The organism is Photobacterium sp. DA100 (assembly GCF_029223585.1).
GTDB lineage: Bacteria > Pseudomonadota > Gammaproteobacteria > Enterobacterales > Vibrionaceae > Photobacterium.
In genome coordinates this window covers 642,982-668,640 of sequence record NZ_CP119424.1, presented here as the reverse complement: position 1 = coordinate 668,640, position 25,659 = coordinate 642,982, and the positions used below count along the sequence as shown (strand labels likewise).

Genomic DNA, 25,659 nt, shown 5'->3' with positions numbered 1-25,659 from the left:
TGCGCTTACTTTCCAGTTCAATTATGTTGGTTTGGAAAGCAGACAGAGGCCCATCACAGCCCCGCTACACCTTTTTTCAGCAGTGTACGAAGAAAGACCAGACCAAACACAACATAAGATAGTGAACATGAAGCCAACATTTTTAACTGCCACTTTGCTTGGGGCTGCAACCCTAGTTTCCATGCCTTCATTAGCCGGTGAAGCGCTAGATAAAATCACGCAAAACAATGAAATCCGCATTGGTGTGACCGGCGACTACATGCCGTTTTCCGAAAAACTCAGTGATGGGAGCTATGTCGGAATCGAACATGATCTCGCGGCGATCATTGCTGATGAGCTGGGCGTAAAATTAACCTTGGTGCCGACCAGTTGGCCAACCCTGATGGAAGACTTCAAGGCTGGTAAATACGACCTTGGCATGAGCGGGATTTCGGTTAATGCAGCTCGCCTGGAGTATGCTGATTTTTCTTCGAGCTATTACAGTTACGGGAAAAGCCCTATCACATTATGCGAGCACGTCGATCAGTACAATACACTGGAGAAAATTGACCAACCATCGACGACAGTTGTCATTAACGAGGGCGGCACGAATGCGCAATTTGCCCGTGCTAACTTAACAAAGGCCAAACTGCATGTTGAGCCAACTAACAAATATGTATACGACCGCATTCTTGATGGCACAGTCGATCTGATGATCACCGACTCCGTCGAAGCCGATTACCGTGCCAGGCATCATGAGGAGCTGTGCCGCTCTATGCCTGATCAGCAGTTCACAGAATCAACCATTGCGGCAATGATGCCCAAGGATATCGAGCTAAAAGCACGCATCAATGCAATTTTGACCAAACTCGAAAAAAATGGCCAGCTCGAGCAAATTATTGATAAAAATATGGGTATAAAGCTCTAACCCTTTCGTATTGCAATAGTGCCACGGCAATCCGTGGCACTGTACCTATACCTTCGCTAACACCACCAGCATGATTCTCTAGCATAAGGTTGAATCGAGACGTTTATAACCAGGCTGATTATTCAACTTGCTATATCCATTACGCTACTGAGCTTTCAATAATATCTTTTGCTTTATTCCATTTCTTCACTTTTCTATCAATAGGCTTTATGGAAATATATTTGTCACACATTTAAAAAAATCCATTCCCAAATTTAGTCGATAACATTAAAAGGAAGCCATAATGATAGGAAGGATCACCCAATTATTCCCCGTGTGGGCTGTACTGTTTGCGGTACTGGCTTATATCTCACCCAGCCTCTTTGTCGGGCTAAAAACACAAATCGTCCCGTTGCTAACCATTATTATGCTGGCGATGGGCATCAGCCTATCACCCAAAGACTTTGTCAACGTGGCTCAGCACAAAAAAGCCGTGGGCATTGGGGTAATCCTGCAATTTCTGATCATGCCTCTTACCGCTTTGCTTATCAGTTTGCTATTGGGTTTCAGTATCGAGTTGACGGTTGGTATGATATTGGTTGGCAGTGTCGCTGGTGGTACTTCTTCCAATGTAATGGCTTTTCTGGCCAAAGGAAATGTTGCTCTGTCGATTTCCATGACAGCTATATCAACCCTGCTCGGCGTCATTGTTACCCCGCTGCTTGTTGAGCTTTTGGTGGGGCAAACCGTTGATGTCCCTGTCTCAGCAATGCTGATGAGTCTAGTGAAAATTGTTTTGCTTCCAGTTAGCATTGGCCTTGTTATCAATACCTTTGCCCAAAAAGCCGTTGAAAAAATTCACTCCCTACTGCCATTGGTGTCAATGGTTGCTATCGTGTTGATAATCGCAATTGTGGTTGCCCTTAATGCCAATAACCTAAGCCAGATTGGTTCGGTAGTTGCCCTAGCCGTCATCCTCCACAACGGAATTGGCTTAATTGCAGGCTATTATTCATGTCGTCTGCTCGGCTTTGAAGAGTCAACCTGCCGCACTATCGCCTTCGAGGTAGGTCTACAGAACTCAGGACTTGCAACAGCATTGGCAATGAAATTCTTCTCTCCGGCTTCCGCCATTGCTGGCACCATCTTCTCAGTTTGGCACAATATTTCCGGCTCACTGCTGGCCGGCTACTGGGCCAACAAGCAAAACAAACAAAACAAAGCTTCGCCTGCTTGTTAGTATCTGAGGCACGGCGTAATACAGCGCCGTGCCCTTCCTGTCCCCTCTCGTTAACCTCTCATTCCCACATCAACATTTAAGTATGACAATAATTTGTCGCTCTAAGACAGTCATAAGTAATTGATAATTTTATGAGTGAAACGTGAATTATTTTGATATTACTAGGCTACTCCTCATTATCAGCATCCTATCAGGCTGTAGCTCATCTTCACCAAACCATGGTGTATCTCTTTCACAGCCCGCACATTTCAAATCAAATTTAATTGACCATGCTATCTCGCGCTCAAACGGTCTAGGAATAGATGCTACCAGCTTTACTATTATCGATTACACCCTGACATCAGAGGTGGAACGGTTATTCATTGTGGACGCAGAGTCAGGTCACATCTTGCACCAAAGCTTAGTGGCACATGCCAAACAATCAGGCTACCGACTCCCCACACAGTTTTCTAATGTGTATGGCTCCAATCAATCATCGGGAGGGCTTTTCAAAACCGGAGAAACGTATTTTGGCGTCAATGGCTACTCACTCCGTATTGATGGACTCGAAGTTGGGATAAACGACAAAGCACGAAGCCGTTTTATTGTGGTACATGGTGCCCACTACGTCAGTAAAAAGTATTTGGAACACAATGGAATGCTAGGGCGTAGCGAAGGATGCTTTGCGATCCCGTTTGATAACTTAAGAGATGTGATCGATAGGATTAAGGAAAGTGAGTATATTTTCGTACACCATTAACCCGCGCATAGCTGAATAAAAAGCCTTGCTAAACAACCTAGCAAGGCTTTGTCATTACAACTTCATTTATTTAACTGTGCCTAGTAGCCTTTCTTGCGTTGCCGATTCTGGCTTTGTGTTGAACGGCACAACTTGCCAAATTGCTTATCTTTATTTCGAAGCTCACTCAGGGTCGCGGTATTTCTGGCCTGCTCCCTTAGCAACTTGAAATAATTCTGCAGTCGCCGCTCATCTATCTCTCCACTTTCCAGCGCCAGTTGAATAGCACAACCTGGTTCAGCTTGATGCTGGCAGTCACTGAAGCGACAGTGCTTGCTGAGCGCTTCAATATCAGCAAAAGTTTCATGCACACCACTTTCACAGTCTGTCAGTTGTAACTCGCGCATTCCAGGAGTATCAATTAACACTGCTCCGGAAGGCATAAAGTGCAATGAACGTGACGTTGTCGTGTGGCGCCCTTTACTGTCATCTTCGCGGATACTGCCCGTTTGCTGCACCTCCCCCCCCATCAGCGTATTGACTAGGGTTGATTTGCCCACGCCGGACGACCCCATGAATGCGATTGTCTTACCTATCCGGCACCATGACTCCAACGCCTTATATGATGATGCATCCAACGCATTAAGCACCTCGACCATCAGCATTGGGTCAAGGGCTTGTACTTGTTGGCGTTTAATATCGCCATCTTCACACAAATCCGCTTTGGTCAGGATCACTACTGGCTCTACATTCGCTTCACGGGCAATTGCTAAATAGCGCTCAATGCGGCTTAAGTTAAAATCCTGGTTCAAAGAGCAGACGATAAACAGCGTATCGACATTCGAGGCGATATACTGTTCAGCAACCTTGGCACCAGCGGCTTTTCGGCTAAATAAAGAAACGCGTTCCAAAAGACGAATAAAGCGGTTATCGCTATCAATCAGTACCCAGTCCCCTACTGTCATTGCTGGCAAAGAGTGGTGGATCTCAAGCAAAACCGAGCCACTTTCTGTCTGCAGGGCATAGCCATTGCGGTGATGCGCTAAAATGCGGGCGATTTTTGCTTGTTCGTAGTCTTCAAGCGTTAGTTGCTGTTGAAAAACTGGCTGCCAACCAAGTTGGCTAAGTGTAATAATTGAGTTCATTATTTTCCCCACGCACAAGCCGATACATGTTTGGCTCTGATTATGCGTATCAAAGAGAATTTAGGGTCAAATAAGTTTATGTAGACCCCGGGTAGAAAACACCGGGCAAAAGAAAGGAAGTGAAAAAACTTACGTCAGTATCGCTGATTACTGTTGATTGTGACTATCAACACCAAATCGCTTATCGCGCTGTCTTCACATTCTTTGCCGAGTGGGTACGAAATACAATCATCTTTATCTCCTATCTATTTAATTTGCTTTCTCTGCATGTTAACAGAAAGACAGTAAATGGCTAGCCTCAGTGTTCGTTTTTACTTCCAGGGCTAGCCAGCTATCACTCATGCTTTGTCTCCAGGCAAGATTTTATCCCTTTCTCTGGCGAAGAAGAAATCGTTCCAGTAATATCGAATCAAGATTCTTTCTGGAATAACCGACTATGGAAATTGAAATTGTCGCAAAGGCGCTCAAAGAGCTGGGTCACCCGACTCGTCTAAGCATTTATAAAGCTGTTGTTCGTGCTGGTTTTCAGGGAATACCGGTAGGTAGCTTGCAGGAAAGACTCGCTATTCCGGGCTCGACACTTTCCCATCATATTGCAAGCCTTGTTTCAGCTGGCCTGCTCACTCAACGCCGCGAAGGCCGCACCCTATATTGTGTTGCAGAATACGAACAGCTTGACGCTGTCATTGGTTTTCTAAAAGATGAATGCTGTATTGACGAAAAGTGCACAGAGCAAAAATAGCCATTTGCGCGGTTCAAGAGAACGTTATTACCAATAGCCTTACCGCACAAAAAAAGCCCTCACAACGAGGGCTCTATCAACTCAAAACACTACAAAGTCAAACAGTTAAGCGCTCTCAGACTGTTTTTTTTCAAGTACCGTTTCTTCTTCACCTTTATACATCCGCAGGTATTGCTCCGCAGCATCTTTCCACTCAAAACGGCACGCCATCGCATTTTGCTGCAAGCGCTTGAACTCTTGAGGACGCTGGCAGTAAAAAAGCAAACTGCGCTGCATCTTGATAAGCAGTGCCTCCGGTGTCGGATCATCGAAAACAAAGCCTGTTGCAAACTGCGGTGTAGCATCGTAATCGATAACGGTATCTTTGAGGCCTCCCACACCACGAACAATCGGTAATGTACCGTATGCAAGGCTGTAGATCTGATTCAAACCGCAAGGCTCGAACTGTGATGGCATCAGAAAGAAATCAGAACCGGCTTCAACGCAGTGTGCCAGTGGATTGTCGTAGGCTTCGATAAAGGCAAACTTGTCGGCAAAGTCGACACTCACTTCACGAAGTGCATCAGCCAGTTTCGGGTCGCCACTGCCCACCAGTACCAACTGCACGTCGTTAACCAAAAAGTCACGCAGTACAGGCAGAAGATATTGAATCCCCTTTTGCTCAGTCAGGCGACAAACCATACCGTATACCGGCACATCCACCTGCGGCAGGCTCACCTGCTGCTGCAAATCACGCTTACACGCCTTCTTGCCGCGAGAAAGACTGACTTTACTGGCTTTGAAATGCTGCTTGATGTACGGATCCGTTTCCGGGCTCCAGTCGCCATAATCACAGCCATTGACGATACCGTAGAGCACATCAGAACGGCACTGGAAATCGGCCGCCATACCGTGCGAGCCAAGTTCAGTAAGCAATTCTTTGGCATAGTTGGGGCTCACAGCATTAACCTTATCGGCAAATAGCACACCCGCCTTAAGCATACTAATATTTGCCGCGCCATCTTCAAGTTGCAGATAACGCTTCTGGATCAATTCAGGGATCAAGCTGTACTGGTCGTAATTGAAGGTACCCTTGAACACTGCATTATGGATACTGATGACGCTTTGAGTATTGGCGTAAAACGCATCATCGGCATAACGTGTTTTGAGTAAAAACGGAACCAGGCCTGTGTGCCAGTCGTTACAGTGAACAACATCAGGCTTGAAACCCAGCTTTTCACACATATCCAAGGCCGCAGCACTAAAGAAAGCGAAGCGCTCCCCGTTATCACGGTAACCTTCGTTATTTTCTGCATACAATTCAGGGCGGTCAAAATACCCTGGCGCATCAATGGTGTATACCGGTACATCACCATTGTGAAGCTGTTTAACTTTATACGGTGCTGGCTGCGGCTGAGTTGTTGCCACCAGCTCAGTATCAAGCAGTTCAACCGCTTCATCTGCATTCGGTACTTTACGATAAAGAGGCATCACTACACGCACATCATGCCCTAATTCCTTTAAGGCTGAAGGCAATGACTTGGCGACATCGGCCAAACCTCCGGTTTTGACCAATCCGTCTACCTCTGAAGCTACAAACAAGATTTGCAGTGGCTTAGAGTTAGATTTCTTCCTAGTAACCAATTTTTGCTCCTTTTGGTATCACAACAATCCCTTCGTCAGATACGTGGTACTTCTTCTTGTCTTCTTCCAGATTCTCACCAATCACTGTTCCCGGAGCAATCATCACATTCTTGTCAATGATCGCGCGACGGATGGAACAGTTAGCACCGATCTTCACATCACCTAAGATCACTGACTCACTGATAGTGGTGTCATGATCTACATTGGTACGGAAACCCAGCACAGACCTGTGTACTTTAGCACCACGGATATAACTACCTGCCGAAATCATACAGTTGTTGATATCAACTTTACAGTCATCGCTATCTAGAACGGTCGCAGGTGGTAGCGGTGGGTAATAGGTGTGTAGTTGCCACTGACGGTTATAAAGCGAGAACGGCGCGTCTTCCGAAAGCAGATCCATGTGCGCCTGCCAGTAAGACTCGATCGTACCTACATCACGCCAGTAACCCGCTGTTTTCTCTCCAGGGATAATATTGGTTGTGAAGTCGTAAACAAAAACCTTCCCTTGTGGGAATAATTTCGGAATGATGTCCTTGCCGAAATCGTGACTTGAGTTTTCATCAATCGCATCTTCTTCCAGCTCCTTGCACAGGGTTTCCCGTTCGAAGATGTAGTTACCCATCGATACCAGTGCATGCTCTGGGTCACCAGGAATTGATTTAGGGTTAGCGGGCTTTTCTTCAAAACCAACCATGCAACCATTTTCATCAACCTCGATAACACCGAAGGCACTTGCTTCACTTACAGGCATGCGCAAGGCAGACACCGTTAGCTCGGCTTTTTTCTCTTGGTGAAAATCAAGCATTTGTTTCACATCCATTTTATAGATGTGGTCACTGCCAAAAATACAAACCTGATCAGGTTCTTCAAGTTCAATAAAACGCAGATTCTGGTAGATAGCATCAGCAGTGCCGTCATACCAGCGCTTACCCATCCGCATTTGTGCCGGAATAGGATCAATGAAACGCCCCGTGATCCCAGAAACATTCCAGCCCTTCTTCATGTGCACGTACAGAGATTGAGATTTGAACTGAGTCAGAACATAGATCTTCATCAGATCAGCATTCAAAAAGTTGTTCAGTGCGAAGTCAATAAGGCGGTAACTGCCACCAAATGGCACCGCAGGTTTGGTTCTTGTATCTGTTAATGGACGCAGACGTGAACCTTCGCCACCTGCCAAAATCATTCCTAAAACACCAGCCATGGTGTACCTCCTTGTTAGTAAGCAATCATAGTCATATATAACATATTCCAATGGGGGATTAGAATAGCCTTTCACTGCAATTTGGTGAATAATTTCAAAAATATAGTAAAATTACATTTTGAACACTGCTTTTTACTTCACCTACTACCACCTCATCCTTAGTGGTAGGAATATCAATAAACCAAACAACAAAAAAATACCAATAAAATATTCTTTTGTTTACAGTATGCGCATTATTTAAACAGCTCCTTAATAATTTCGAACTACTCCCCCGCATCTCCTCCCCTTTTTTTAATCAAACAGCTGAATACTTTTTCATCACACCACGATAGACTGCGCTCAGTTCACTGAAGGGACACTAACCATGACAACCAGCGATACTACTATGACGAAAATCAAAGCGACCAATGTCATTCTTCACGCCTTTGACTGGCCGTACAATCGAGTCACGCAGTATGCTAAAGACATTGCGAATGCAGGCTATAAAGCCGTCCTTGTCTCTCCTCCGCTAAAATCATACAAACATGAGGATGGTACTGAATGGTGGCAGCGCTACCAACCTCAAGACTATCGAGTGATAGACAACCAGCTGGGCAACACCGACGATTTCAGAAAAATGACAGCCATATTGAATGCGCATGACGTGCATGTTTATGTCGATGTTGTCTTTAACCACATGGCCAACGAATCAAAGGCCAGACAGGATCTTAATTACCCCTCGAAGCAGATATTGGATGAGTATCACCAGGCAGCAGATCATTACGATAAACTGAAATTATTTGGAGACATCACCAAGCCTCTGTTTACTGAGCAGGATTTCGTAAAAGCGTTTCCGATAAAAAATTGGGCTGACCCTTGGGAGGTCCAGCACGGCAGGATCAGTGGCGGTAATGAGGATCCCGGCTTACCTACACTAAAATGCAACCAAAATGTAATAAAACAACAGAAATGTTATATTAATAGCTTAAAACAGCTAGGGATAAAGGGGTTCCGCATTGATGCGGCCAAACACCTGACACTCGAACATATCCAGCTCGTCTGGGACAAGGAAGCCAGTAAGGATGTCCATATTTTCGGTGAAATCATTACTGATGGGGGCGCATCCAAGGAAGAGTATGAGCTTTTCTTAGCCCCCTACCTAAAAGGGACCAGCTTAGGAGCGTATGACTTCCCACTGTTTCATGCTATGTACAATGTGTTTGAAAAAGGTCAGCCCCTGTCTGAATTAAGCAACCCCTACTCAGTCGGACAAGCGTTAGCCTTTGATAGGGCCATAACCTTTGCCATCACGCATGATATTCCCAACAATGATGTGTTCTTGGATCAAGTAATGGCCGAACACAATGAGCTATTCGCCTACTGCTATATTTTGGGGCGTGATGGAGGGGTACCGCTAATTTATAGTGATTTAGACACCAGTGACATTACGGCTAGCAATGGCTCACCGAGATGGAAAGACTGCTGGAAGGATCCGGTTTTGATCAAAATGATTGCCTTCCATAACTTGATGCAGGGACAGCCTATGGCTGTACTCTCCAAAGGAGAAGATCACCTTATTTTTTGCCGGGCAGAAAAAGGGATTGTCGCTATCAACCGAGGGACTGAACCATTGAACATTGAGCTTCCTGCCGGCCAATTTTCAGTACTGGTAGACACCGGTAGCAATGGCGCGTCATGCAGCCAAACAGCTGGAAGTTACCGACTAGAGCCGAGTAGCTGCGCGATGTTGGTAAATTCAAGCGTAATCAATTAGTCATTGGTATCTATCGAAACAACAAAGCCGCGTATAACACCGTTCTGCGACAGAACAGTTAGCGCGGCTTTTCAAAATTAAGGGGTTAAAGCTTGCTCGTTAATCACGTTCTACAGCAAGGATCTTCCCGCTAAATAGGTCCATCTCGATTTCGACTTTATGGCCATCGGCATTTCTGGCTTCTACTTCAATCTCATGTTCATCTCGCTCGACCTTGATCTTGCGAAAATCGTGATATCCTTGACTTTGTAGCATTCGCATTGCCTTTGGTACCGTTAGCTCCGGTGTTGCAGAAGGTTCTACCGGATCAGCATAGACAGGCAGAGCAAAACTACTTACTGTGAGCACCGCCAACAGAGACTTGAACAACACTTTCATACATCCACCTGTAACTATGACTACTCAGCGCATAATATCAAAACTAAACGCAATAGCTTGCTTACACGACAAGCAAGGTGTGAAATACATCACGCATTTTTATTCTTTTACGCTGATTATGGTTCCAAAAATGCGTATATAGCGCTTCATTTTCGCGATTCTAACTAAAGTTCCCTCTCGGCACGTCAATTCTCAGTAAATTATCTCAGTTTCATGAATTACATCTAAGCTTGTCGGTAACAGCTTCATTTCTGTTTCCGTAGGGGGACACAATGACATCACGATACCGCAAAGAAGTTGACAGCATGGGAGAAGTGAAAGTCCCAGCCAAGGCGCTGTATAGTGCCCAGACACAGCGCGCGATTGATAACTTTCCGGTAAGCGGCCTTCCCATGCCCCACCTGTTCATCCAATCGCTGGCTTTCATTAAACAAGCCGCAGCAAGGAGCAACCTAGAGCTAGAATTACTCGATTTCGACAAAGCCCATGCCATCATTGATAGCTGCCAGGAGATCATAGATGGCATGCATCTCGAGCACTTTCCGATTGATATCTTCCAAACAGGGTCCGGTACAAGCTCAAACATGAATGCCAATGAAGTCATTGCCACTCTGGCCACACAAAAACTCGACAAACCGGTGAGCGCTAATGATGATGTCAATATGGGGCAAAGCAGTAACGATGTGATCCCCACGGCGATACAAGTCAGCGCTGCCCTCGCCTGCCATAAACAATTACTTCCAGCCTTTGATCATATTATCGATACCCTCGAGAAAAAAATTCTCGCAGTTGGCCATATCACCAAAACAGGTCGAACCCACCTAATGGATGCAATGCCAGTGACCTTGGGGCAAGAAATGGAAGGTTGGCAGACCCAGTTGAGCAAGGCTTGCCAGGGGATCGTAATGGTACTGGATAATGTTGTTGCATTGGGTCAGGGAGGGACGGCTGTCGGTACAGGAATCAACTCAGCTCCCGCATTTCCGGCTATTTTTGTCAATAACCTATCTGTGTCAACCGAAGTGGATTTTTCGGTCAGTGACAATTTCTTCTATAACATCAGTAGCCAGGATGCGATTGTCAGCCTATCTGGGCAACTCAAAACCGCAGCCGTTGCATTGATGAAAATCAGTAATGATTTGAGGTGGATGAATTCTGGTCCACTAGCCGGGCTGAGTGAAATTGAGCTTGAGTCGCTGCAACCTGGATCTTCAATTATGCCGGGGAAAGTAAATCCGGTTATCCCGGAATCTTCCGCGATGGTGGCTGCGCAAGTGATTGGCAACGACACAACCATCTCAATTGCAGGTCAGTCGGGTAATTTCCAGCTCAACGTCATGCTCCCCGTAATTGCCTACAATATCTTGCAAAGTATCGAGTTGCTCGCCCGTTCATTAGAGCTTCTGGCCGACAAAGCCATTAATTCGTTCCAAGTGAATCAGGAATCACTGAATAACACCCTTGCCAGAAACCCTATTTTGGTCACAGCACTCAACCCGATTATTGGATACCTGAAAGCCGCCGAAATAGCCAAAAAAGCTTACAAAGAGAAACGCGATATCATCGATGTTGCAGAGGAAGAAACCGATCTCAGCCGAGCCGAACTGGAGAAACTGCTGGAGCCCCGCCATTTAACCCAAGGCGGTGTAGCCGATAAATGAAACAACAATTGATAACTGGGTAGCGCAGGGGTGGAAACAGGCGTGCCTTGACTATCCCCCCCATTGCGACGCTTACTGGTGCGACTTTACACATGCCGTTATTGAAAATCCTCACCAAAGATGATCTCACTTCGTTGAACAGGTAGAATTGCCGCCCTTAATCCCTATCGCCTCTCACTGAAGCGATAGGACCGGATAACTTCACCATAGATCAGCTTATGCACGCACCGGAACACTGTTTTACGCCTTTTACCTCTTCTATCGAGCACTATTCACTGCCCGAGCGTTTTACATACCCGTTCTACTACGAACCACACCCGCTATGCCTCGTTGCCGCCAAACAACTCCAACAGCACCTTGAGACGCAAAGCGACTGGGAGCATAACTTTGGCCTGGATGGTGATACAAATAATGCTATCGGGAAAATGTTCGGCGTTTTGCTGGTTAAGAACCAGCAGGGCGACATTGGCTTTCTTTCTGCCTTCTCGGGGAAAATGGCCGACCAAAACTTGTTGCCGCATTTTGTCCCACCTGTCTTCGATATGCTCGCAGAAGGCAGCTTTTTCCTCAGCGGCCAAGCCGAAATCACTGAGCTTACCCAGCAGATCCGGAGCCTAGAAGCCAACCCCGAGTTAGCCAATGCCAAACAGGCATTGATGCAGGCTCAAGCCGCGGCCGATGAAGCGCTGGCGAAGCATCGCAGTAACATGGTTGAAGCGAGAAAAGTGCGCAAGGCTAAACGTGCGGCTGGAGCCGATCTTGCTCCTGAAGAACGCAATGACCTGAAAAAGCAGCTCAGCCAGGAAAGTGTGATCGAAAAGCTCCAACTGCGCGATCTTAAGCTTTACTGGGAGGCTGAGATTGCCAATAAGCAGCAGCAACTCGATCAAATGCAGAATGTCATTGACCCACTGATTGAAGAGCGCCGTAATCTGTCTTCATCTTTACAACAGCGGTTGTTTGAACAATACCGCTTTCTCAATATCCATGGTAGAGAGAAATGCCTTGGCGAACTCTTCACCGGCACAGCGCAAGGTGTCCCACCCGCGGGCGCCGGTGAGTGTGCAGCCCCAAAACTGCTACATTACGCGTTCAAACACAACATGACACCATTAGCGATGGCTGAGTTTTGGTGGGGGTGTTCGCCGAAATCTGAAATACGTCGCCACAAGCATTACTACCCTGCATGTCAGGGTAAATGCCAGCCGATCCTTACCCACATGCTCGAAGGTATGGCTCTTGACGACAACCCGTTGCTAACTAACCCAGCGGAAGGGAAAAGCGTTGAGATTATCTATCAAGATGATGATATGGCAGTGGTCAACAAGCCTGCTGAGTTTTTGTCTGTACCGGGGAAAACCATTGAAGACTCGGTTTACTTGCGGATGAAGCATCAATTTCCTGATGCCACGGGGCCATTAATTGTCCATCGCTTGGATATGTCGACATCGGGTTTGATGGTTATCGCAATATCTAAACGTGCCAACAAGAGCCTGCAGAAGCAATTTATCCAGCGCACGGTCAAGAAACGCTACACCGCTTTGATTGATGGTGTGTTGGAGAACGATACTGGTTACATCAACTTGCCAATGCGTGGCGATCTTGATGACCGACCACGCCAGTTGATCTGCCACGAGCACGGAAAACCTGCCGAAACCAAGTGGAAAGTGATCAGCCGTACCGACAAGTACACCAAAGTGCACCTGTATCCGAAAACCGGCCGAACTCACCAGCTACGAGTTCATTGCGCCCACTCTTTGGGGTTAAACATGCCAATTATTGGTGACGACCTTTATGGCGTCAAAGCCAACCGCCTTCACCTGCATGCAGAACGATTGGAGCTTAGCCACCCGATTACCGGTGAGCCGATGACGTTCCAAGTCGACGCTGAGTTTTAACTCTCGTACCATGATAGAGCAGTCATTCACAGCTCTATCATCAAAGTAATTACCATAAAAAAGCCCCGGTACCAAAGCGGTACCGGGGCTTATTCAATGCATGCTATTAAGACTGGGCGGCAACTGCTTGCGTGCTGTCATCCTGATTTTTGTATAGCTTATAAGACATGATACCAATCACCAACGCCTTGATAATCATCATCTGAGGATTGCCATAGTAGCCAACCATACCGACGAAACCCGACATCAGCATAAGTACGCGGTATTTACGCAGGCTAGTCATGTAAATGGCCGTTAGGATAATACCCAAATCCAAGAACTGAAAGCCTACTGCCAACGTCGGCTCTGCAATAAATGAAGAGACTGCAACATAGAGAATGTAACCGATACCCGCCGCCATTACGCTACCCAATGCAATCAGTAACGTCTTGGATACGCTCATGAAATCTTTCGCGTAGCGATAAGTATTAATACTCGCTACTGCGAGGTTAAGAATTACCTTTGGATACCAGCCCATCAACAAAGCCCAAACCGTATCGTTCGCAGCAGAACCAAACGCGGCAAAGCGTGTTGCTTTCATACTATTGAAAATAGTCAGTGAAATATAAAAAGCGACACTGGTCCAGCCCAGCACTTCGACGATAAAGTCCATTCAAGTATCTCCAAAAAGGTAAAATTCGGCGTAGATACTAATGGCGAAAACCTGACGAAACAAGCGTTTTCGATAACTGAAACAGAATTAAACACTAAAAGAAAACGGAAAACCAGCCATTAACATAGACTTAAAAATCCCACACAATACATAATAACGTTGATTTACAAAACATTTCCCCAGCCCGCCAAAAAACGACCAATGTATTCGCCCAGGCAATAAAAAGAGTTATCCACATTTTCTGGGGATAGTTTGTGGCTAATCCTGTTTATAGCTCACCATATTAAAGCAATTTCATATACTTCGGTTTAATTCCCGCAACCATACATTCGCAACTTCTTCACTGAATAGATAAAAAATCTTATCTAAGCATTTGAATTCTCCTTCCAAACACACACTAACTGCAATTTTAGCCGCTTCATCCAGAGGATAACCGTATACACCGCATGATATTGCGGGTAACGCTATACTCTTACATCCATTACCCAGTGCTAGCCGCAAAGCATTACGGTACGAGGAAGCCAGCACCTCTGCTGGAGCTGCGGATTGTGAATAAATAGGCCCCGCGGTGTGTATCACGAATTTTGCTGGTAGTTTTCCAGCTGGGGTGATCCTTGCCTCTCCGAATGGGCAGCGCACCCCGTTGATAACGGGAACCTTGCGGCACGCTTCCAACAACTGCGGGCCTGCAGCACGATGAATGGCTCCGTCAACCCCGCCGCCCCCTAACATGGTTGGATTGGCTGCATTGACTATCGCATCTACGGCTGCCGATGTGATATCACCTTGAATGATCTTGATAGACATCTCCCCCTCCCCACTGGCATGTTAGAAAACACTGATTACAGCAATAAATAAAACCAAATATCGTTTCCGAAGTGCTCAGCGTAACCTTAGCGCATATTCGAGATAATGAGGTTTGTATGGTGTTTGATAACAGCCGCGCATTAATAGTAGAAGGCGGTGCAATGCGTGGAATTTTTGCCAGTGGTGTACTCGATGCCTTTATGGCCACCGACTTTCGCCCTTATGATTTTGCAATGGGCGTTTCAGCCGGTGCTTCCAACCTGCTAGGCTACCTTTCTCATCAACCCAAGCGCAGCTATAACGTGATCACAGAGTTGGCGACAAGCAACAGGTTCTTTAACCCCAGACGCTTTTTAAAAGGTGGGGATTTAGTCGATGTAAACTGGCTATGGAAAGAATCTAATCGCCGCTACCCTATTGATAAACGAACCTTGTTCAGCTCTATTCCCATCTGGGCAACCGTCACCAATGTCTCCAATGGCCATGCCGACTATTATCGCATTACCGAATCCAACATAAAGGATGTGATGGTTGCATCTGCAGCATTACCGATTGCAGTTAAAACCCCACCCTGTTTTTCTGGGGGGTGTTACACCGACGGAGGGGTTGCCGATTCAATCCCCGTGAAAGAGGCCTACCGTCGCGGAGCAAGAGATATTACGGTAATTCTTTCACACCCTTTGAGTTATCACATGAACCCAACCAAGCACCCTTGGTTGATGAAAAAATTATTGTCACGCTATCCCGGGGTTGCCGAGGCGATACTGCACCGTGCTGAGAACTATAACGCCTCACTGGAATTTATCCGCAATCCGCCGGCTGACTCGGTAGTAAAAGTCATTGCCCCCCCAGAGAATTTTCCGGTCAAACGCCTGACGATGAAGCCAGGAACAATAGAAGAGGGGTACTTGATGGGCGTTGAAGCTGGGCATTCACATATAGCTAATCTTATGGGCCGGCACGGCCTTACCGAAGAGAACTGTCACTTTTGCATCTGACGGTGGCCAGAGTCACTTTGCCATTAACGAAAAAGGCTGCCAATGCCTGTCTCTTGATCACAAGTTTTGATGGTCAAGAGACATTGCTAGCTCATAGCCTTCAAGGATGGTTTGTAACTTGAACCATCCTTCCCATAGGGCTTTCACTGATGCCTTTCCTGTTCGTTTGGTATCTTTCCATCCCCCCATTCTTGCAAGGTTTTCATAAGCCCAAGATATATTGGGTGGCGACTCGGGAATGGTTTTCTTCTCCATTTTCAACCACAACAACTTCCAAGCTTGTGTGCTCAATACCTTTTCACAGTTATGATCAGCCTGAGAACACGTTTTTCTCATAAAGCGTAACTGTAATAAACGTGTGGCTATAAATGCTAAAATGACGCTTATCCGCTCTAAATTATCTCGACTTTGCATTCTGAGCTCTTCAACTCCTGTCCCCTCACTTTTCCAGACCTTATGGTAGTCCTCAATTAACCAGCGGTGTTCGTAATAGCTGACAATGCGTTCCGCATCTTCTGCTTTTGTGACCCTTTCAGATGTCAGTAAGTGCCAAGCGAGCTTGTCTTTTCTATCGCCTTGTTCAACACAACTGACATAATACATAGCGGTATCGGGCTGAGATGATTTATTGGCTGGTGCTTTCAGTGTGACTTTTGCGTACTTGATATCAAGGACGACATCTCTCGCTTTACGTCCCCCTTTTTGAGGTATATGCAAGACTTTAGGCGTCGCATTTTGTAATTGCTCAGCATAGTCATAGAGTTTGTTGTCATGCTCTTTGATACATCGGCTCTGCATTGAACGCACAACAAATCGTTGATTATTTTGCGCTTTGTACGCCAGATATTCGTAGATATCAGCCTCACGGTCACATACTGAAATCACTTTATCTATATTAGTGCCTAATCGTTCAACCATGTTCTGAGAGGCCTTTTCCCACTTATAGCTCTCTTTTTCTTTGTAAGGCCGCGAAGCATGTTGATGTCGCTGGCCTCGTTTCAATATGTCACGGGTCCACATTTGCTGCTCAATTAAGCCAACAATATCGTGGTTTTGTGGAGCAAAAAGCAAAATCGAATGTGCCAAGATGGCTCGATTATTATCTCCCTGATTAATATGCCCTAGTTCACCTTTAACCGATTGATGCCTAAAGACTAAAGCGGTTGTATCCTCAAGGGCGAGTAAAATGGGATGGGTTGCGGCTCTTTGAGCAGTTACTTGAAACCCCGCCTCAGCGATATCTTTTGGTTCGATATGGTCATTACGAATAAACCGGTATGCCCCTTCCATATCAGCAGGTGAGAGGGATAATTTTGACACAGCAACTCCTGGCTGTTGAGCAAGTGAAGCCGCTAAAGAGACTAAACGCTGAGTTCGTCTAGGGTCGTTGAGGTTAGCTTGCCCAAATTGCATATCTGCCCATTGTTCATGAGTATTTTTATCCATCTTAATCATCCATTTAATAGCTATTAAATGATCAGATCACAACTTCGAAAGTGAGTTCAAAAAAAAATCCCCGAGCATGCTCGGGGATTTGTGCATAAGAGACAGGCCAATGCAGCCTTTTCTCTTACCAAGTGATGTCACTGAACTTAATTAGCCTTGCGATCCAGCTCATTAAGCGGCAGCCAGTTTACACTTACCCCTGCCTGCTCAAACATCTCCTGGCTAACTTGAATTTTATCGCCCCAGCGTGACAGGAAGTCTTCCGTCTGCTCAGGACAATGGACCGTTGAAATGCCCGTCTGGATAATCTTTGCGGCGCAGTTAGGACAAGGGAAGTGAGTGACCCAAATGTCACAGTCTGCCAAATCACGCTTAGCAAACAAAATGGCGTTTTCCTCTGCGTGAAGTGTTTTCAGTAGCTTCATTTCACGATCATCCGTGTCGGCACTGTCTGAAACGCCATGAGGATAACCGTTGAAACCAACAGAGACAATACGGTTTCCTTTGGTGATCACAGCACCAACCTGCGTAGAGGGATCCTTACTCCATGAGCCAACTAGCTCCGCCATTTGAAAAAAGCGCACTGCCCATTTCGAAATCATGATCTTTACCTTTTTTACTCTTTATCGGTATTGTTCCACGAGTTCAAGATACGCCAAACAGCCAGTCTTGAAATCAATGGGATATATGATGCAAAACTTATGCTTGTCACTCAAGTCCGACCTTGTCAATGAATGTGTCTTTTAGCGCCAAGCTAATACCCTCACCTCATTGCCCTCTTCTGGTTTAGCCGGAATATTCAGCGATAACAGCAGCGACACGCCGGCCATGGCGGCACCGGCGAAAAATACAGCAGAGGGTGACGATAACCAAAGCAACCCAAAACTAACCGGAATAACAACAGCTGCAATATGATTGATGGTAAATGCCACTCCGGCGGTGGAAGCCATATCGGCAGGGTCGGCAATTTTCTGGAAATAGGTTTTCATCGCCAGTGCCAGGGCAAAAAACAGATGGTCGATGACATACAATACTGCCGCCATCTCGGCCTGCTCCACAATGGCATAGCCAGCAAACACACAAATCAAACCCACATATTCAAACACCAAGGCCTTACGCTCGCCCACTTTGCCGATAAAACGGCCGATTTTTTTCGCAAATAGCCAATTAAACAGATAGTTGATTAAGAACAACAGGGTAATGTCCGCGGCAGAATAGCCGAACTTTTCAACCATTAGGAAGCCGGCAAAGACAATAAATATCTGCCGGCGCGCACCACTCATAAACGTCAGCGCGTAGTACAGCCAGTAGCGCTTGCGAAAAACCAGTTTCTTAGTCTGTACAGTTTCACTTTTAAACTCTGGAAAAGCCAAAGCGACAAATACCAACACGGCAAAAGCAGCCATCCCGGTTACGAGATAAACCCACTTAAACGACAATTGAAGCTGCTCCAGCATCAGCCATAAGGCTCCATAGGTACATAGCGAAGCTAGCGCGCCGACCGAAATCAGTTTGCCCAAAACTTCTGGCGCCTCATCTTTGTGCAGCCATTGCAGGGAAAGGGACTGTTTAAGCGTCTCAAAGTAGTGGAACCCTGTAGACATCAACAGGGTTGTCATTAGTAAGCCGGCCACAGAAGGGAAAAAACCTGTTAGTGCAACACCGAGCGTTAACATTGCGAGCGAAAGGATCATAAACCGCTGCTCGCGAATAAACAGCAGAACAAATACGGCAGTAAAGGCCAAGAACCCCGGTATTTCACGCACACTTTGTAACAAGCCGATATCAGCGCCTGTAAAAGCAGCCTCTTCAATCACAAAGTTATTAAGTAGCGCCTGCCAGCTTGAAAAAGCAACCGGAACAATAATTGAAATTAAGATCAAAAAGTTCTGTGGTGTTTTCCAACCCTGAACTTGGCGATTAGCGAGCATAGCTTCCCTACTGTTACTGATAAACGAATATTCAACTAGCTTAACAGCCCGACCAAAAAAGGCTATGTAAAATCATTGCCACTACCAACGAGAGCGATACTGCCGGTGACACGATTTACACGTTGACTGTGCTTGTTTGAGCCCTTGCAGAGCGGAAGTATTGTCTTTATTTGTTGCTGCCCGATAAAGCTGCTCGAACCCCTTATCCATTTCATGAAGCAACCTATCGAACTTCGCTTTGTCTTGCCAAACGCTCTCCTTGGCTTTGCTGCCATCTTGGCTTCCTTCGGGGAACAATGGCAGCAAGCTGGTCGAAGATTCATGCAACTCTAGAGATACTTGCTCCAAGCTCTCCCAATGAACCTGCTTATTTTTGAGCTCCTTTCCTGCCTGTTTCACTCCTCTTTCAATCTGGCCAAACGCATGCTGACGTTGTGCAATGCTATGCTCGAGACTTTTGTCAGCGGCTTCCTCAATGGTACTTTCCGCCGCCATCGAAGCTACAGAGAATATCTGGGCAAGCCCTAAACCTACACTCAGCATCACTGTCTGTAATTGCTTCTTCTTCATTTCAATACTCCCTTTTCAGCTGGTTATTCTAGGTAACAAGTTTTGATTAGGTATATTCACACAGCAACAGTTGCAATTACAACTGTTGCTGTGTGAATATAACTATCAACCGATAGCTATTACTGAAAAGGTCAACAACTATGAAAGTTTGGGATTTACCAACTCGCCTATATCACTGGATGCAAGCAGTACTCTTCACCCTAGCAGCGATGAGCGGCTTCAACGGTGGAGGCCCACATATCACTTTCGGGTTAGCACTACTTTCGTTATTGCTCTGGCGTATAACTTGGGGAATATTCGGCAGTGAAACGAGTCGTTTTTCGCAATTTGTCCACTCACCCCGTGTGATACTGCTCTACCTGATGGGAAAATACTCACCAAAACCGGGGCATAATCCAGCTGGTGGTTTGATGGTCTCTACTCTTCTCACCATGTTGATTGTTCAATGTTTAAGCGGGTTGGCCCTTGCCGGTTGGTTCGATAACTTCTCGTTCCTGGAAGGGGTATTGGATGATACGTTCTATTCCATAGTTGAAAGTGTCCACCTATTGGTTGCGAACACTTTGGTTGGGCTTGTGGCGCTCCATCTTGCTGCAATTTTGATTTACAAATTGCGCAAGAAGTCATTGGTGCTCGCCATGATTACTGGCAAGCAGGGTTATCAAGCGTCTGTAAAGCCGGATGCTCTTGAATTTGCCAGTAATTTAAAAGCATTGGTACTGTTTGTTGCTGCCCTATCAGTTACAATAGCAATAGTTGCTAGTTTATAAACCATGAAGGGTCACCTTTCCTTATGACACAAGATTTTGACCGACGGTCCAGCTTCGGGTGGCTTATCAATGTCGTCGCCAACAATGCATCCAGGACTTTCGATGCCGAGCTGAAAAAACATGGCCTAACCATAGCGCTTTGGCCAACGCTTATGTGCCTGTGGGAAGAAGAGGGGGTCACCCAGACTGAAATTTCACAGAAATCCAAGGTCGAGAACTCGACGACAACGCGCACTATCGACAAATTAGAAAAGCTAGGGCTGGTAGAAAGGCAAAATGACCCAAACAGCCGCCGATCGTTCCGGATCTTTTTGACTGATAAAGGGCGCGAGTTGAAATCCAATCTAATCCCCATTCCTGTTGCTATCAACGATAAGATACTCAGCAGCCTTGATAAAGATGAGCAAAAGCAACTTATCTCTCTGTTACAGAAGATGGTAAAAGCGCTCTAGAGTTCGAGGCGAATCATACTCTCTGAAGGTAATTAAAGCTAAGGGCTTACTTACCTTCATTCTTCGCTTTCTGTCCTTCCCTGCGCAGCTAATCGCCGGTCGACCGTTTTTCTATACCAGCGCGAAAGCCGTATTTTCACAAACGGCAACCCCATAAACCATGCCAATGGACGCAGATACCATAACTGCCGGCACAAGAGAATATAGGCGTCCATTTCCTTGAGGATCTCCCCCTTTGCATTCATCACGTGCAACTCCCTGACAGCAAGATAGGGGTCAATTCCCAACGCCCTCAACTCATCCTCTCTACCCGTAATATCAAACCAATCAATATTTTCAGATTGTCTAACACGGTGCTCAAACCAATCTCGATCATCAACGCAACTCGGGCAGGCGCCATCATAGAAGATGGTCAACTTACGCTTGGGCATCTCCACCTCCTCCTCGGGTCAAACAGAAAAGACACACCTATGTAAAGTGTAGTGAGAAGGTATCGCGGAAGCATTGGCGAGCCATGACGCAGCAGGCTGATACATGAAATCATACAGATATACTATGCTTTCGCTGTAAGTTTTAACTCTGCTTGGGGGATCACATTATGGCAAAAGCATTAATTGTACTTACCAGTCATGCTGCATTAGGCAATACCGGTGCAAAAACCGGATTTTGGCTTTCGGAATTAACACACCCCTACTACGCCCTGGTGGATAAAGGCATTGATGTCGATATCGTCTCAATAGCCGGAGGCGAGACACCTGTCGATCCCAAGAGCTGGGATGAAGCCGATCCGCTCAATGCCCGCTTCCTTGCCGATCCTACGCTTGTCGATCATTTAAAAAATAGCCATTCGCTAAACAACATCATGCCTTCAGACTACCAAGCGATTGTTTTTGCAGGTGGGCATGGCACCATGTGGGATTTTCCCGAAGACGAACATGTCAAACGTGTTGCCATTGCCATCTATCAACAAAACGGTATTCTTGCCGCTATCTGCCATGGACCAGCCGCCTTGGTCAATATGACCTATGCCAATGGTGCCCATTTGATTGCCAACATGAAAGTCACCGGCTTTACCAATGAAGAAGAAGAGGCTATTGGACTGACCGGAGTTGTCCCTTTCTCGCTAGAAGACAAGCTCAAACAAGCCAATGCCAACTTTATATCCGCTGAAGCTTGGGCAAATAACGTGGTTATTGATGGGCGCCTCGTCACTGGCCAGAATCCGCAATCAGCGACTGGCGTTGGTGAAGCCGTTGCAGAATTACTGCTAGAATAGTAACTTAGCGTTGGGCTACACCACCAACAACAGGAAGTACAATGGAATATTTACACACTATGGTACGAGTCAGCGATTTAGACGCATCGCTTGATTTCTACTGCAACAAACTTGGCCTGGTAGAAACGAACCGTAAAGAGAGTGAGAAAGGCCGCTTTACGCTGGTATTCCTTGCTGCTCCCGGTGACGCAGAGAATGCGAAAGCCACCAGCGCGCCCTTAGTTGAGCTGACTTATAACTGGGATCCTGAAGAATATACCTGTGGCCGTAATTTCGGACACTTAGCTTTCCGCGTCGATAATATTTATGACCTATGTGCCCACCTCCAGGCAAATGGTGTCACCATTAACCGCCCTCCCCGTGATGGCCATATGGCATTCGTCCGCTCGCCAGACGGCATTTCCATAGAGCTGCTACAAAAAGGTGAAGCGCTGGCGCCTGCCGAGCCTTGGATATCAATGGAAAACACCGGTACCTGGTAGTTATTGCAGCAAGCTAAAAGCCTGCTTGAAAAAAGCCCTCAGACGTAATACCGCCTGAGGGCTTTTATATTAGATAGAGCCTGCTTGGCACAAATACACAACCCTATGGCACACCATGACCTTTCGAGGCAACCCACACGCGATACCATTGCTCCCGAGTCAGGTTGATATCCAGTGCCTCCACCGCAGCTTGCACGCGTTCGATTTTACCTGAACCAATAATCGGAAGCGGATTCGATGGCAGACGTCTCACCCAGGCGTAGATCACCTGATCAATACTCTGCGCCCCGACTTCTTCTCGAATGACATCCAGTTCATGGCGCACCCGGACTTGCTGCTCCGACTGGCCTGAGAAAATCGCACCGCCCCCCAAGCATGACCACGCCATAGGTTTAATACGCTTCATCTGCAGTTGATCTAGCGTGCCGTCGTGGGCAACGTCAAAGTTCAGCGGGTTAATCTCCACCTGGTTTGTCACCAGAGGGGCATCCAAACGAGATTGCAGCAACTCGAACTGCGAAGGGGTGAAATTTGACACACCAAAGTGGTTTATCTTGCCTTGTTGCTTGAGCTCAGCAAAGGCTTCAGCAACTTCGTCCGCATCCATCAGCACATCCGGACGGTGGATCAGCAAGACATCGATATTCTCGACCTGGAGGCGAGACAATGAATTGTTCACCGAATTAACGATATGCTGCTTGCTGGTATCGTAGTGATTGATTTTGCGCTCTGGCACAAGCTCCGAGCACAGATTGATATCGCACTTGGTCACAATTTCAATGTGTTCGCGCACGCTCGGATCAAGCGCCAGTGCTTCACCGAACAACTGCTCGCAGCTATAGTTGCCGTATATATCGGCATGATCCACGGTCGTGACACCCAGCTCAATATGCTGCTTTAGAAAGCTCAATCGCTCCTGCGGGTTCATCTGCCAGTCTGCAAGACGCCAATACCCTTGAACTAATTCAGAAAACGTCTGCCCGCTAGGGATGAGTTCAACTTTTGCCACCATCAGGACTTAACTCCATTTACTCAAAAATCGCCATTCATCCTAGGCTTGTTCTGCTCTGGAGGCAATGCTATAACTCCAAACCCTCGAACTGGAGTACGAACTATGTCTTTTTCTTCTCGCCTTAGAACGCTTATCGGCGAAGAAAGTATCAGCGGTTTTGCCCGCAAGGTGGAAATTAGCGAAGCCTTGCTCCGCAAATACCTAAAAGGCAGCGAGCCGAGTTTGGCCAAGGCTAACCAAATAGCGATGCGGGCGAATTGTTCGCTGGAGTGGCTGGCGACAGGCTGCGGCTATCTCTACCGCCAAGCCGAAGTTGTCGACAAACCGGCGCTCAATGCCGCTTTTGAGCATGTAAACGGTAAAAAGATCAGCAATACTGAAGCAGATAAACTGTTAAAAATTGTGACTGGCTATCAATACCTCCGAACTCATAAAAAATCTGATGGTTATTTAGATATCAGCGGGATGGCAACATTCCTCAATGTCGCAAAACAAAAAAAACCTGAATGATTTCTGTCAGTAGCCGATTTTCCCAACTGGCAGGAGTAGTGTTTTTATATTAGGGGGTTACAATCCGCCGCAGTCATTAGCTAAGAAGTACTGCTATGCCAAAACTTAATCTCCATCGACGTGACCATATGACAACCGTGGTCAATGACTTCACTGCCGACGAGCTGCAGCAACGACTTGGTTCGAACTTTGCCAAGCCGGAAAAGAAACAGCCACGCACGCCTTACCTCACGCCCAAAGCGGTCGAGCGTCGCTGGCAAATGCTCGATAACGATGAAGCCAAAGCACAATTGCTCGATGGACATACACAAGAGCAGATGCTCTGCTATAACAAAAACATCGAAAATTTCATCGGCACGGTCAAGATGCCCATAGGCATCGCCGGACCGCTTCGAGTAAACGGCCTGTTTGCCCAGGATGACTTTCACGTACCACTCGCCACAACCGAAGCCGCCCTTGTTGCTTCCTACAACCGAGGATCGCAGCTTATTACCCAGGCCGGCGGGGCAAGTGCCATGCTACTCAATGAAGGGGTGACCCGAACGCCTTGCTTTGCGTTTTTTGACTTGGCACAGGCAGGCCAATTTGTGGCTTGGGTTGTTACCCAGTATGACGAATTCCGCTCTATCGCCGAATCAACTACCCGCCACGGCAAACTGGCTGATATTAGCGTCAATATCGAGGGTAACCATGTTTATCTGGTTTTTGAATACCTCACTGGCGATGCATCTGGCCAGAATATGGTCACCATTTCCACCAATGCCGTCTTCGAGCATATCTTGTCTCACTCCCCGATCAAACCACTTGAAGCCTTCCTCGATGGCAACCTGTCTGGTGACAAGAAGGCCACAGCACAGACCCTTCGCGGTGTGCGGGGCAAGAAAGTGACCGCCGAAATCAATATCGACAAAGTACTGATCGAAAAAATGCTGCACACAACCCCACAGAAAATGGCCGAATTTGCCCGCATGAACACCATCGGCGGTACATTGAGTGGCAGTATTGGTATCAACGCCCACTATGCCAATGCGCTCGCAGCTTTTTATATTGCCTGTGGCCAGGATGCCGCCTGTGTGGCTGAGTCTGCTGTCGGTATTACCCGTATTGAAGTGAATCAACACGGCGGTCTATATGCTTCTGTTACCTTACCTAACCTGATGGTGGGGACCGTCGGTGGCGGAACATCGCTACCAAGCCAAAAGGCCTGCCTGGATTTGCTTGGTCTGCACGGCAGCGGAAATTCCCAAGCGTTATCAGAAGTGTGTGCAGCCCTGTGCCTGGCCGGTGAGCTATCGATTGTTGGGGCCTTCTGCGCCGGCCACTTCTCGCGCGCTCACCATAAACTGGCTCGCTAGTTTCGCCAAACAATCAATACGCCCTAGCCACCATGCTAGGGCGTTTTATTATTTCTAGACTATTTGTCACACATATCTAATGCGTTATGCATTTTTTTCAGGCAAACTTGCAGCAGCGATTCCCATTATCATTTGGATCAGCGTTTT

26 protein-coding genes are annotated in these 25,659 nt (G+C 46.7%); 14 read left to right on the top strand and 12 right to left on the bottom strand.

Translation table 11 applies throughout. The features are described from left to right. The first annotated feature begins 127 nt into the window (after positions 1 to 127). The 3 genes from PTW35_RS20740 (at position 128) to PTW35_RS20730 (ending at position 2,865) form a co-directional block, all read left to right on the top strand. A complete protein-coding gene (locus tag PTW35_RS20740) occupies positions 128 to 907 on the top strand; it encodes a transporter substrate-binding domain-containing protein (protein WP_281028779.1) in 780 nt (259 codons plus the stop codon). Between the two features lie 283 nt (positions 908 to 1,190). Then, the gene (locus PTW35_RS20735) at positions 1,191 to 2,126 is read left to right on the top strand and encodes a bile acid:sodium symporter family protein (RefSeq protein WP_281028778.1); all 936 of its coding nucleotides are present in this window, start codon (positions 1,191 to 1,193) and stop codon (positions 2,124 to 2,126) included. Between the two features lie 142 nt (positions 2,127 to 2,268). After that, positions 2,269 to 2,865 carry a murein L,D-transpeptidase catalytic domain family protein gene (locus tag PTW35_RS20730; RefSeq protein WP_281028777.1) on the top strand — a complete coding sequence of 199 codons (597 nt, stop codon included), beginning with the start codon at positions 2,269 to 2,271 and terminating at the stop codon, positions 2,863 to 2,865. 80 nt (positions 2,866 to 2,945) lie between these two features. Here PTW35_RS20730 and rsgA read toward each other — a convergent pair whose 3' ends face one another. After that, positions 2,946 to 3,989 carry a ribosome small subunit-dependent GTPase A gene (gene rsgA, locus PTW35_RS20725; RefSeq protein ID WP_281028776.1) on the bottom strand — a complete coding sequence of 348 codons (1,044 nt, stop codon included), beginning with the start codon at positions 3,987 to 3,989 and terminating at the stop codon, positions 2,946 to 2,948. Between the two features lie 436 nt (positions 3,990 to 4,425). Here rsgA and PTW35_RS20720 point away from each other — a divergent pair, with 436 nt between their 5' ends. Beyond that, entirely contained in the window at positions 4,426 to 4,731 is a 306-nt protein-coding gene (locus tag PTW35_RS20720; protein WP_281028775.1) for a metalloregulator ArsR/SmtB family transcription factor, read from the top strand. Between the two features lie 105 nt (positions 4,732 to 4,836). Here the strand turns inward: PTW35_RS20720 and glgA are convergent, their stop codons facing one another. Continuing rightward, positions 4,837 to 6,354 (bottom strand): glycogen synthase GlgA, encoded by a 1,518-nt coding sequence (gene glgA / locus PTW35_RS20715; RefSeq protein WP_281028774.1) that lies wholly within the window; start codon positions 6,352 to 6,354, stop codon positions 4,837 to 4,839. Then, positions 6,344 to 7,561, bottom strand: a complete 1,218-nt coding sequence (glgC, locus tag PTW35_RS20710; RefSeq protein ID WP_281028773.1) for a glucose-1-phosphate adenylyltransferase — start codon at positions 7,559 to 7,561, stop codon at positions 6,344 to 6,346. Before glgC ends, glgA begins: the two co-directional genes overlap by 11 nt. A gap of 364 nt (positions 7,562 to 7,925) precedes the next feature. On the opposite strand from glgC, the gene PTW35_RS20705 reads away from it, so the two are divergent. Continuing rightward, positions 7,926 to 9,314 (top strand): alpha-amylase family glycosyl hydrolase, encoded by a 1,389-nt coding sequence (locus PTW35_RS20705; RefSeq protein WP_281028772.1) that lies wholly within the window; start codon positions 7,926 to 7,928, stop codon positions 9,312 to 9,314. 99 nt (positions 9,315 to 9,413) lie between these two features. Here PTW35_RS20705 and PTW35_RS20700 read toward each other — a convergent pair whose 3' ends face one another. Further along, entirely contained in the window at positions 9,414 to 9,692 is a 279-nt protein-coding gene (locus PTW35_RS20700; protein ID WP_281028771.1) for a PepSY domain-containing protein, read from the bottom strand. 272 nt (positions 9,693 to 9,964) lie between these two features. On the opposite strand from PTW35_RS20700, the gene PTW35_RS20695 reads away from it, so the two are divergent. Together PTW35_RS20695 and PTW35_RS20690 are read left to right on the top strand one after the other, a co-directional pair. Next, complete coding sequence (locus PTW35_RS20695) at positions 9,965 to 11,353, top strand: class II fumarate hydratase (protein WP_281028770.1); 1,389 nt, start codon at positions 9,965 to 9,967, stop codon at positions 11,351 to 11,353. Positions 11,354 to 11,571: 218 nt separating this feature from the next. After that, positions 11,572 to 13,251 carry an RluA family pseudouridine synthase gene (locus PTW35_RS20690; protein WP_281028769.1) on the top strand — a complete coding sequence of 560 codons (1,680 nt, stop codon included), beginning with the start codon at positions 11,572 to 11,574 and terminating at the stop codon, positions 13,249 to 13,251. Positions 13,252 to 13,357: 106 nt separating this feature from the next. Here the strand turns inward: PTW35_RS20690 and PTW35_RS20685 are convergent, their stop codons facing one another. Together PTW35_RS20685 and PTW35_RS20680 are read right to left on the bottom strand one after the other, a co-directional pair. Then, a complete protein-coding gene (locus PTW35_RS20685; protein WP_281028768.1) occupies positions 13,358 to 13,903 on the bottom strand; it encodes a hypothetical protein in 546 nt (181 codons plus the stop codon). Between the two features lie 294 nt (positions 13,904 to 14,197). Then, the gene (locus tag PTW35_RS20680) at positions 14,198 to 14,710 is read right to left on the bottom strand and encodes an O-acetyl-ADP-ribose deacetylase (RefSeq protein WP_281028767.1); all 513 of its coding nucleotides are present in this window, start codon (positions 14,708 to 14,710) and stop codon (positions 14,198 to 14,200) included. 116 nt (positions 14,711 to 14,826) lie between these two features. On the opposite strand from PTW35_RS20680, the gene PTW35_RS20675 reads away from it, so the two are divergent. Continuing rightward, complete coding sequence (locus PTW35_RS20675) at positions 14,827 to 15,708, top strand: patatin family protein (RefSeq protein WP_281028766.1); 882 nt, start codon at positions 14,827 to 14,829, stop codon at positions 15,706 to 15,708. 57 nt (positions 15,709 to 15,765) lie between these two features. Here the strand turns inward: PTW35_RS20675 and PTW35_RS20670 are convergent, their stop codons facing one another. The 4 genes from PTW35_RS20670 to PTW35_RS20655 all read right to left on the bottom strand — a co-directional run bounded on the left by PTW35_RS20670 (position 15,766) and on the right by PTW35_RS20655 (position 19,655). Then, complete coding sequence (locus PTW35_RS20670; protein ID WP_281025132.1) at positions 15,766 to 17,154, bottom strand: IS4 family transposase; 1,389 nt, start codon at positions 17,152 to 17,154, stop codon at positions 15,766 to 15,768. 146 nt (positions 17,155 to 17,300) lie between these two features. Continuing rightward, complete coding sequence (locus PTW35_RS20665; protein ID WP_039458964.1) at positions 17,301 to 17,756, bottom strand: cytidine/deoxycytidylate deaminase family protein; 456 nt, start codon at positions 17,754 to 17,756, stop codon at positions 17,301 to 17,303. A 141-nt stretch (positions 17,757 to 17,897) separates the two neighbouring features. Further along, entirely contained in the window at positions 17,898 to 19,085 is a 1,188-nt protein-coding gene (locus PTW35_RS20660; protein WP_281028765.1) for an MFS transporter, read from the bottom strand. An 81-nt stretch (positions 19,086 to 19,166) separates the two neighbouring features. After that, positions 19,167 to 19,655, bottom strand: coding sequence for a cytochrome c (locus PTW35_RS20655; RefSeq protein ID WP_281028764.1), 489 nt, complete (start codon positions 19,653 to 19,655; stop codon positions 19,167 to 19,169). A gap of 140 nt (positions 19,656 to 19,795) precedes the next feature. Between PTW35_RS20655 and PTW35_RS20650 the strand changes: the two genes are divergently transcribed. Further along, on the top strand, positions 19,796 to 20,425 hold the full coding sequence (locus tag PTW35_RS20650; RefSeq protein ID WP_281028763.1) for a cytochrome b/b6 domain-containing protein: 630 nt from the start codon (positions 19,796 to 19,798) through the stop codon (positions 20,423 to 20,425). A gap of 23 nt (positions 20,426 to 20,448) precedes the next feature. After that, the gene (locus PTW35_RS20645) at positions 20,449 to 20,877 is read left to right on the top strand and encodes a MarR family transcriptional regulator (RefSeq protein WP_281028762.1); all 429 of its coding nucleotides are present in this window, start codon (positions 20,449 to 20,451) and stop codon (positions 20,875 to 20,877) included. A gap of 56 nt (positions 20,878 to 20,933) precedes the next feature. Here the strand turns inward: PTW35_RS20645 and PTW35_RS20640 are convergent, their stop codons facing one another. Then, positions 20,934 to 21,308 carry a DUF393 domain-containing protein gene (locus PTW35_RS20640; protein WP_281028761.1) on the bottom strand — a complete coding sequence of 125 codons (375 nt, stop codon included), beginning with the start codon at positions 21,306 to 21,308 and terminating at the stop codon, positions 20,934 to 20,936. Between the two features lie 167 nt (positions 21,309 to 21,475). Here PTW35_RS20640 and PTW35_RS20635 point away from each other — a divergent pair, with 167 nt between their 5' ends. Together PTW35_RS20635 and PTW35_RS20630 are read left to right on the top strand one after the other, a co-directional pair. Continuing rightward, entirely contained in the window at positions 21,476 to 22,153 is a 678-nt protein-coding gene (locus tag PTW35_RS20635; RefSeq protein WP_107291752.1) for a type 1 glutamine amidotransferase domain-containing protein, read from the top strand. 41 nt (positions 22,154 to 22,194) lie between these two features. Then, positions 22,195 to 22,635 carry a VOC family protein gene (locus tag PTW35_RS20630; protein ID WP_044621275.1) on the top strand — a complete coding sequence of 147 codons (441 nt, stop codon included), beginning with the start codon at positions 22,195 to 22,197 and terminating at the stop codon, positions 22,633 to 22,635. Between the two features lie 103 nt (positions 22,636 to 22,738). On the opposite strand, the gene PTW35_RS20625 is transcribed toward PTW35_RS20630, so the two are convergent. After that, positions 22,739 to 23,647 (bottom strand): aldo/keto reductase family oxidoreductase, encoded by a 909-nt coding sequence (locus PTW35_RS20625; RefSeq protein WP_281028760.1) that lies wholly within the window; start codon positions 23,645 to 23,647, stop codon positions 22,739 to 22,741. 102 nt (positions 23,648 to 23,749) lie between these two features. On the opposite strand from PTW35_RS20625, the gene PTW35_RS20620 reads away from it, so the two are divergent. Both PTW35_RS20620 and PTW35_RS20615 read left to right on the top strand, forming a co-directional pair. Continuing rightward, positions 23,750 to 24,157 (top strand): XRE family transcriptional regulator, encoded by a 408-nt coding sequence (locus tag PTW35_RS20620; protein WP_281028759.1) that lies wholly within the window; start codon positions 23,750 to 23,752, stop codon positions 24,155 to 24,157. A 95-nt stretch (positions 24,158 to 24,252) separates the two neighbouring features. Continuing rightward, entirely contained in the window at positions 24,253 to 25,512 is a 1,260-nt protein-coding gene (locus PTW35_RS20615; RefSeq protein ID WP_281028758.1) for a hydroxymethylglutaryl-CoA reductase, read from the top strand. The last annotated feature ends 147 nt before the right edge of the window (positions 25,513 to 25,659 follow it).

What these genes read in the sequence shown, in the direction of transcription:
- PTW35_RS20740 (WP_281028779.1), top strand. Translation starts at nt 128, where the DNA reads ATGAAGCCAACATTTTTAACTGCCACTTTGCTTGGGGCTGCAACCCTA.
- PTW35_RS20735 (WP_281028778.1), top strand. Translation starts at nt 1,191, where the DNA reads ATGATAGGAAGGATCACCCAATTATTCCCCGTGTGGGCTGTACTGTTT.
- rsgA (WP_281028776.1), bottom strand. Translation starts at nt 3,989, where the DNA reads ATGAACTCAATTATTACACTTAGCCAACTTGGTTGGCAGCCAGTTTTT.
- PTW35_RS20720 (WP_281028775.1), top strand. Translation starts at nt 4,426, where the DNA reads ATGGAAATTGAAATTGTCGCAAAGGCGCTCAAAGAGCTGGGTCACCCG.
- glgC (WP_281028773.1), bottom strand. Translation starts at nt 7,561, where the DNA reads ATGGCTGGTGTTTTAGGAATGATTTTGGCAGGTGGCGAAGGTTCACGT.
- PTW35_RS20705 (WP_281028772.1), top strand. Translation starts at nt 7,926, where the DNA reads ATGACAACCAGCGATACTACTATGACGAAAATCAAAGCGACCAATGTC.
- PTW35_RS20700 (WP_281028771.1), bottom strand. Translation starts at nt 9,692, where the DNA reads ATGAAAGTGTTGTTCAAGTCTCTGTTGGCGGTGCTCACAGTAAGTAGT.
- PTW35_RS20695 (WP_281028770.1), top strand. Translation starts at nt 9,965, where the DNA reads ATGACATCACGATACCGCAAAGAAGTTGACAGCATGGGAGAAGTGAAA.
- PTW35_RS20690 (WP_281028769.1), top strand. Translation starts at nt 11,572, where the DNA reads ATGCACGCACCGGAACACTGTTTTACGCCTTTTACCTCTTCTATCGAG.
- PTW35_RS20685 (WP_281028768.1), bottom strand. Translation starts at nt 13,903, where the DNA reads ATGGACTTTATCGTCGAAGTGCTGGGCTGGACCAGTGTCGCTTTTTAT.
- PTW35_RS20680 (WP_281028767.1), bottom strand. Translation starts at nt 14,710, where the DNA reads ATGTCTATCAAGATCATTCAAGGTGATATCACATCGGCAGCCGTAGAT.
- PTW35_RS20675 (WP_281028766.1), top strand. Translation starts at nt 14,827, where the DNA reads ATGGTGTTTGATAACAGCCGCGCATTAATAGTAGAAGGCGGTGCAATG.
- PTW35_RS20670 (WP_281025132.1), bottom strand. Translation starts at nt 17,154, where the DNA reads ATGGATAAAAATACTCATGAACAATGGGCAGATATGCAATTTGGGCAA.
- PTW35_RS20665 (WP_039458964.1), bottom strand. Translation starts at nt 17,756, where the DNA reads ATGATTTCGAAATGGGCAGTGCGCTTTTTTCAAATGGCGGAGCTAGTT.
- PTW35_RS20660 (WP_281028765.1), bottom strand. Translation starts at nt 19,085, where the DNA reads ATGCTCGCTAATCGCCAAGTTCAGGGTTGGAAAACACCACAGAACTTT.
- PTW35_RS20655 (WP_281028764.1), bottom strand. Translation starts at nt 19,655, where the DNA reads ATGAAGAAGAAGCAATTACAGACAGTGATGCTGAGTGTAGGTTTAGGG.
- PTW35_RS20650 (WP_281028763.1), top strand. Translation starts at nt 19,796, where the DNA reads ATGAAAGTTTGGGATTTACCAACTCGCCTATATCACTGGATGCAAGCA.
- PTW35_RS20645 (WP_281028762.1), top strand. Translation starts at nt 20,449, where the DNA reads ATGACACAAGATTTTGACCGACGGTCCAGCTTCGGGTGGCTTATCAAT.
- PTW35_RS20640 (WP_281028761.1), bottom strand. Translation starts at nt 21,308, where the DNA reads ATGCCCAAGCGTAAGTTGACCATCTTCTATGATGGCGCCTGCCCGAGT.
- PTW35_RS20635 (WP_107291752.1), top strand. Translation starts at nt 21,476, where the DNA reads ATGGCAAAAGCATTAATTGTACTTACCAGTCATGCTGCATTAGGCAAT.
- PTW35_RS20630 (WP_044621275.1), top strand. Translation starts at nt 22,195, where the DNA reads ATGGAATATTTACACACTATGGTACGAGTCAGCGATTTAGACGCATCG.
- PTW35_RS20625 (WP_281028760.1), bottom strand. Translation starts at nt 23,647, where the DNA reads ATGGTGGCAAAAGTTGAACTCATCCCTAGCGGGCAGACGTTTTCTGAA.
- PTW35_RS20620 (WP_281028759.1), top strand. Translation starts at nt 23,750, where the DNA reads ATGTCTTTTTCTTCTCGCCTTAGAACGCTTATCGGCGAAGAAAGTATC.
- PTW35_RS20615 (WP_281028758.1), top strand. Translation starts at nt 24,253, where the DNA reads ATGCCAAAACTTAATCTCCATCGACGTGACCATATGACAACCGTGGTC.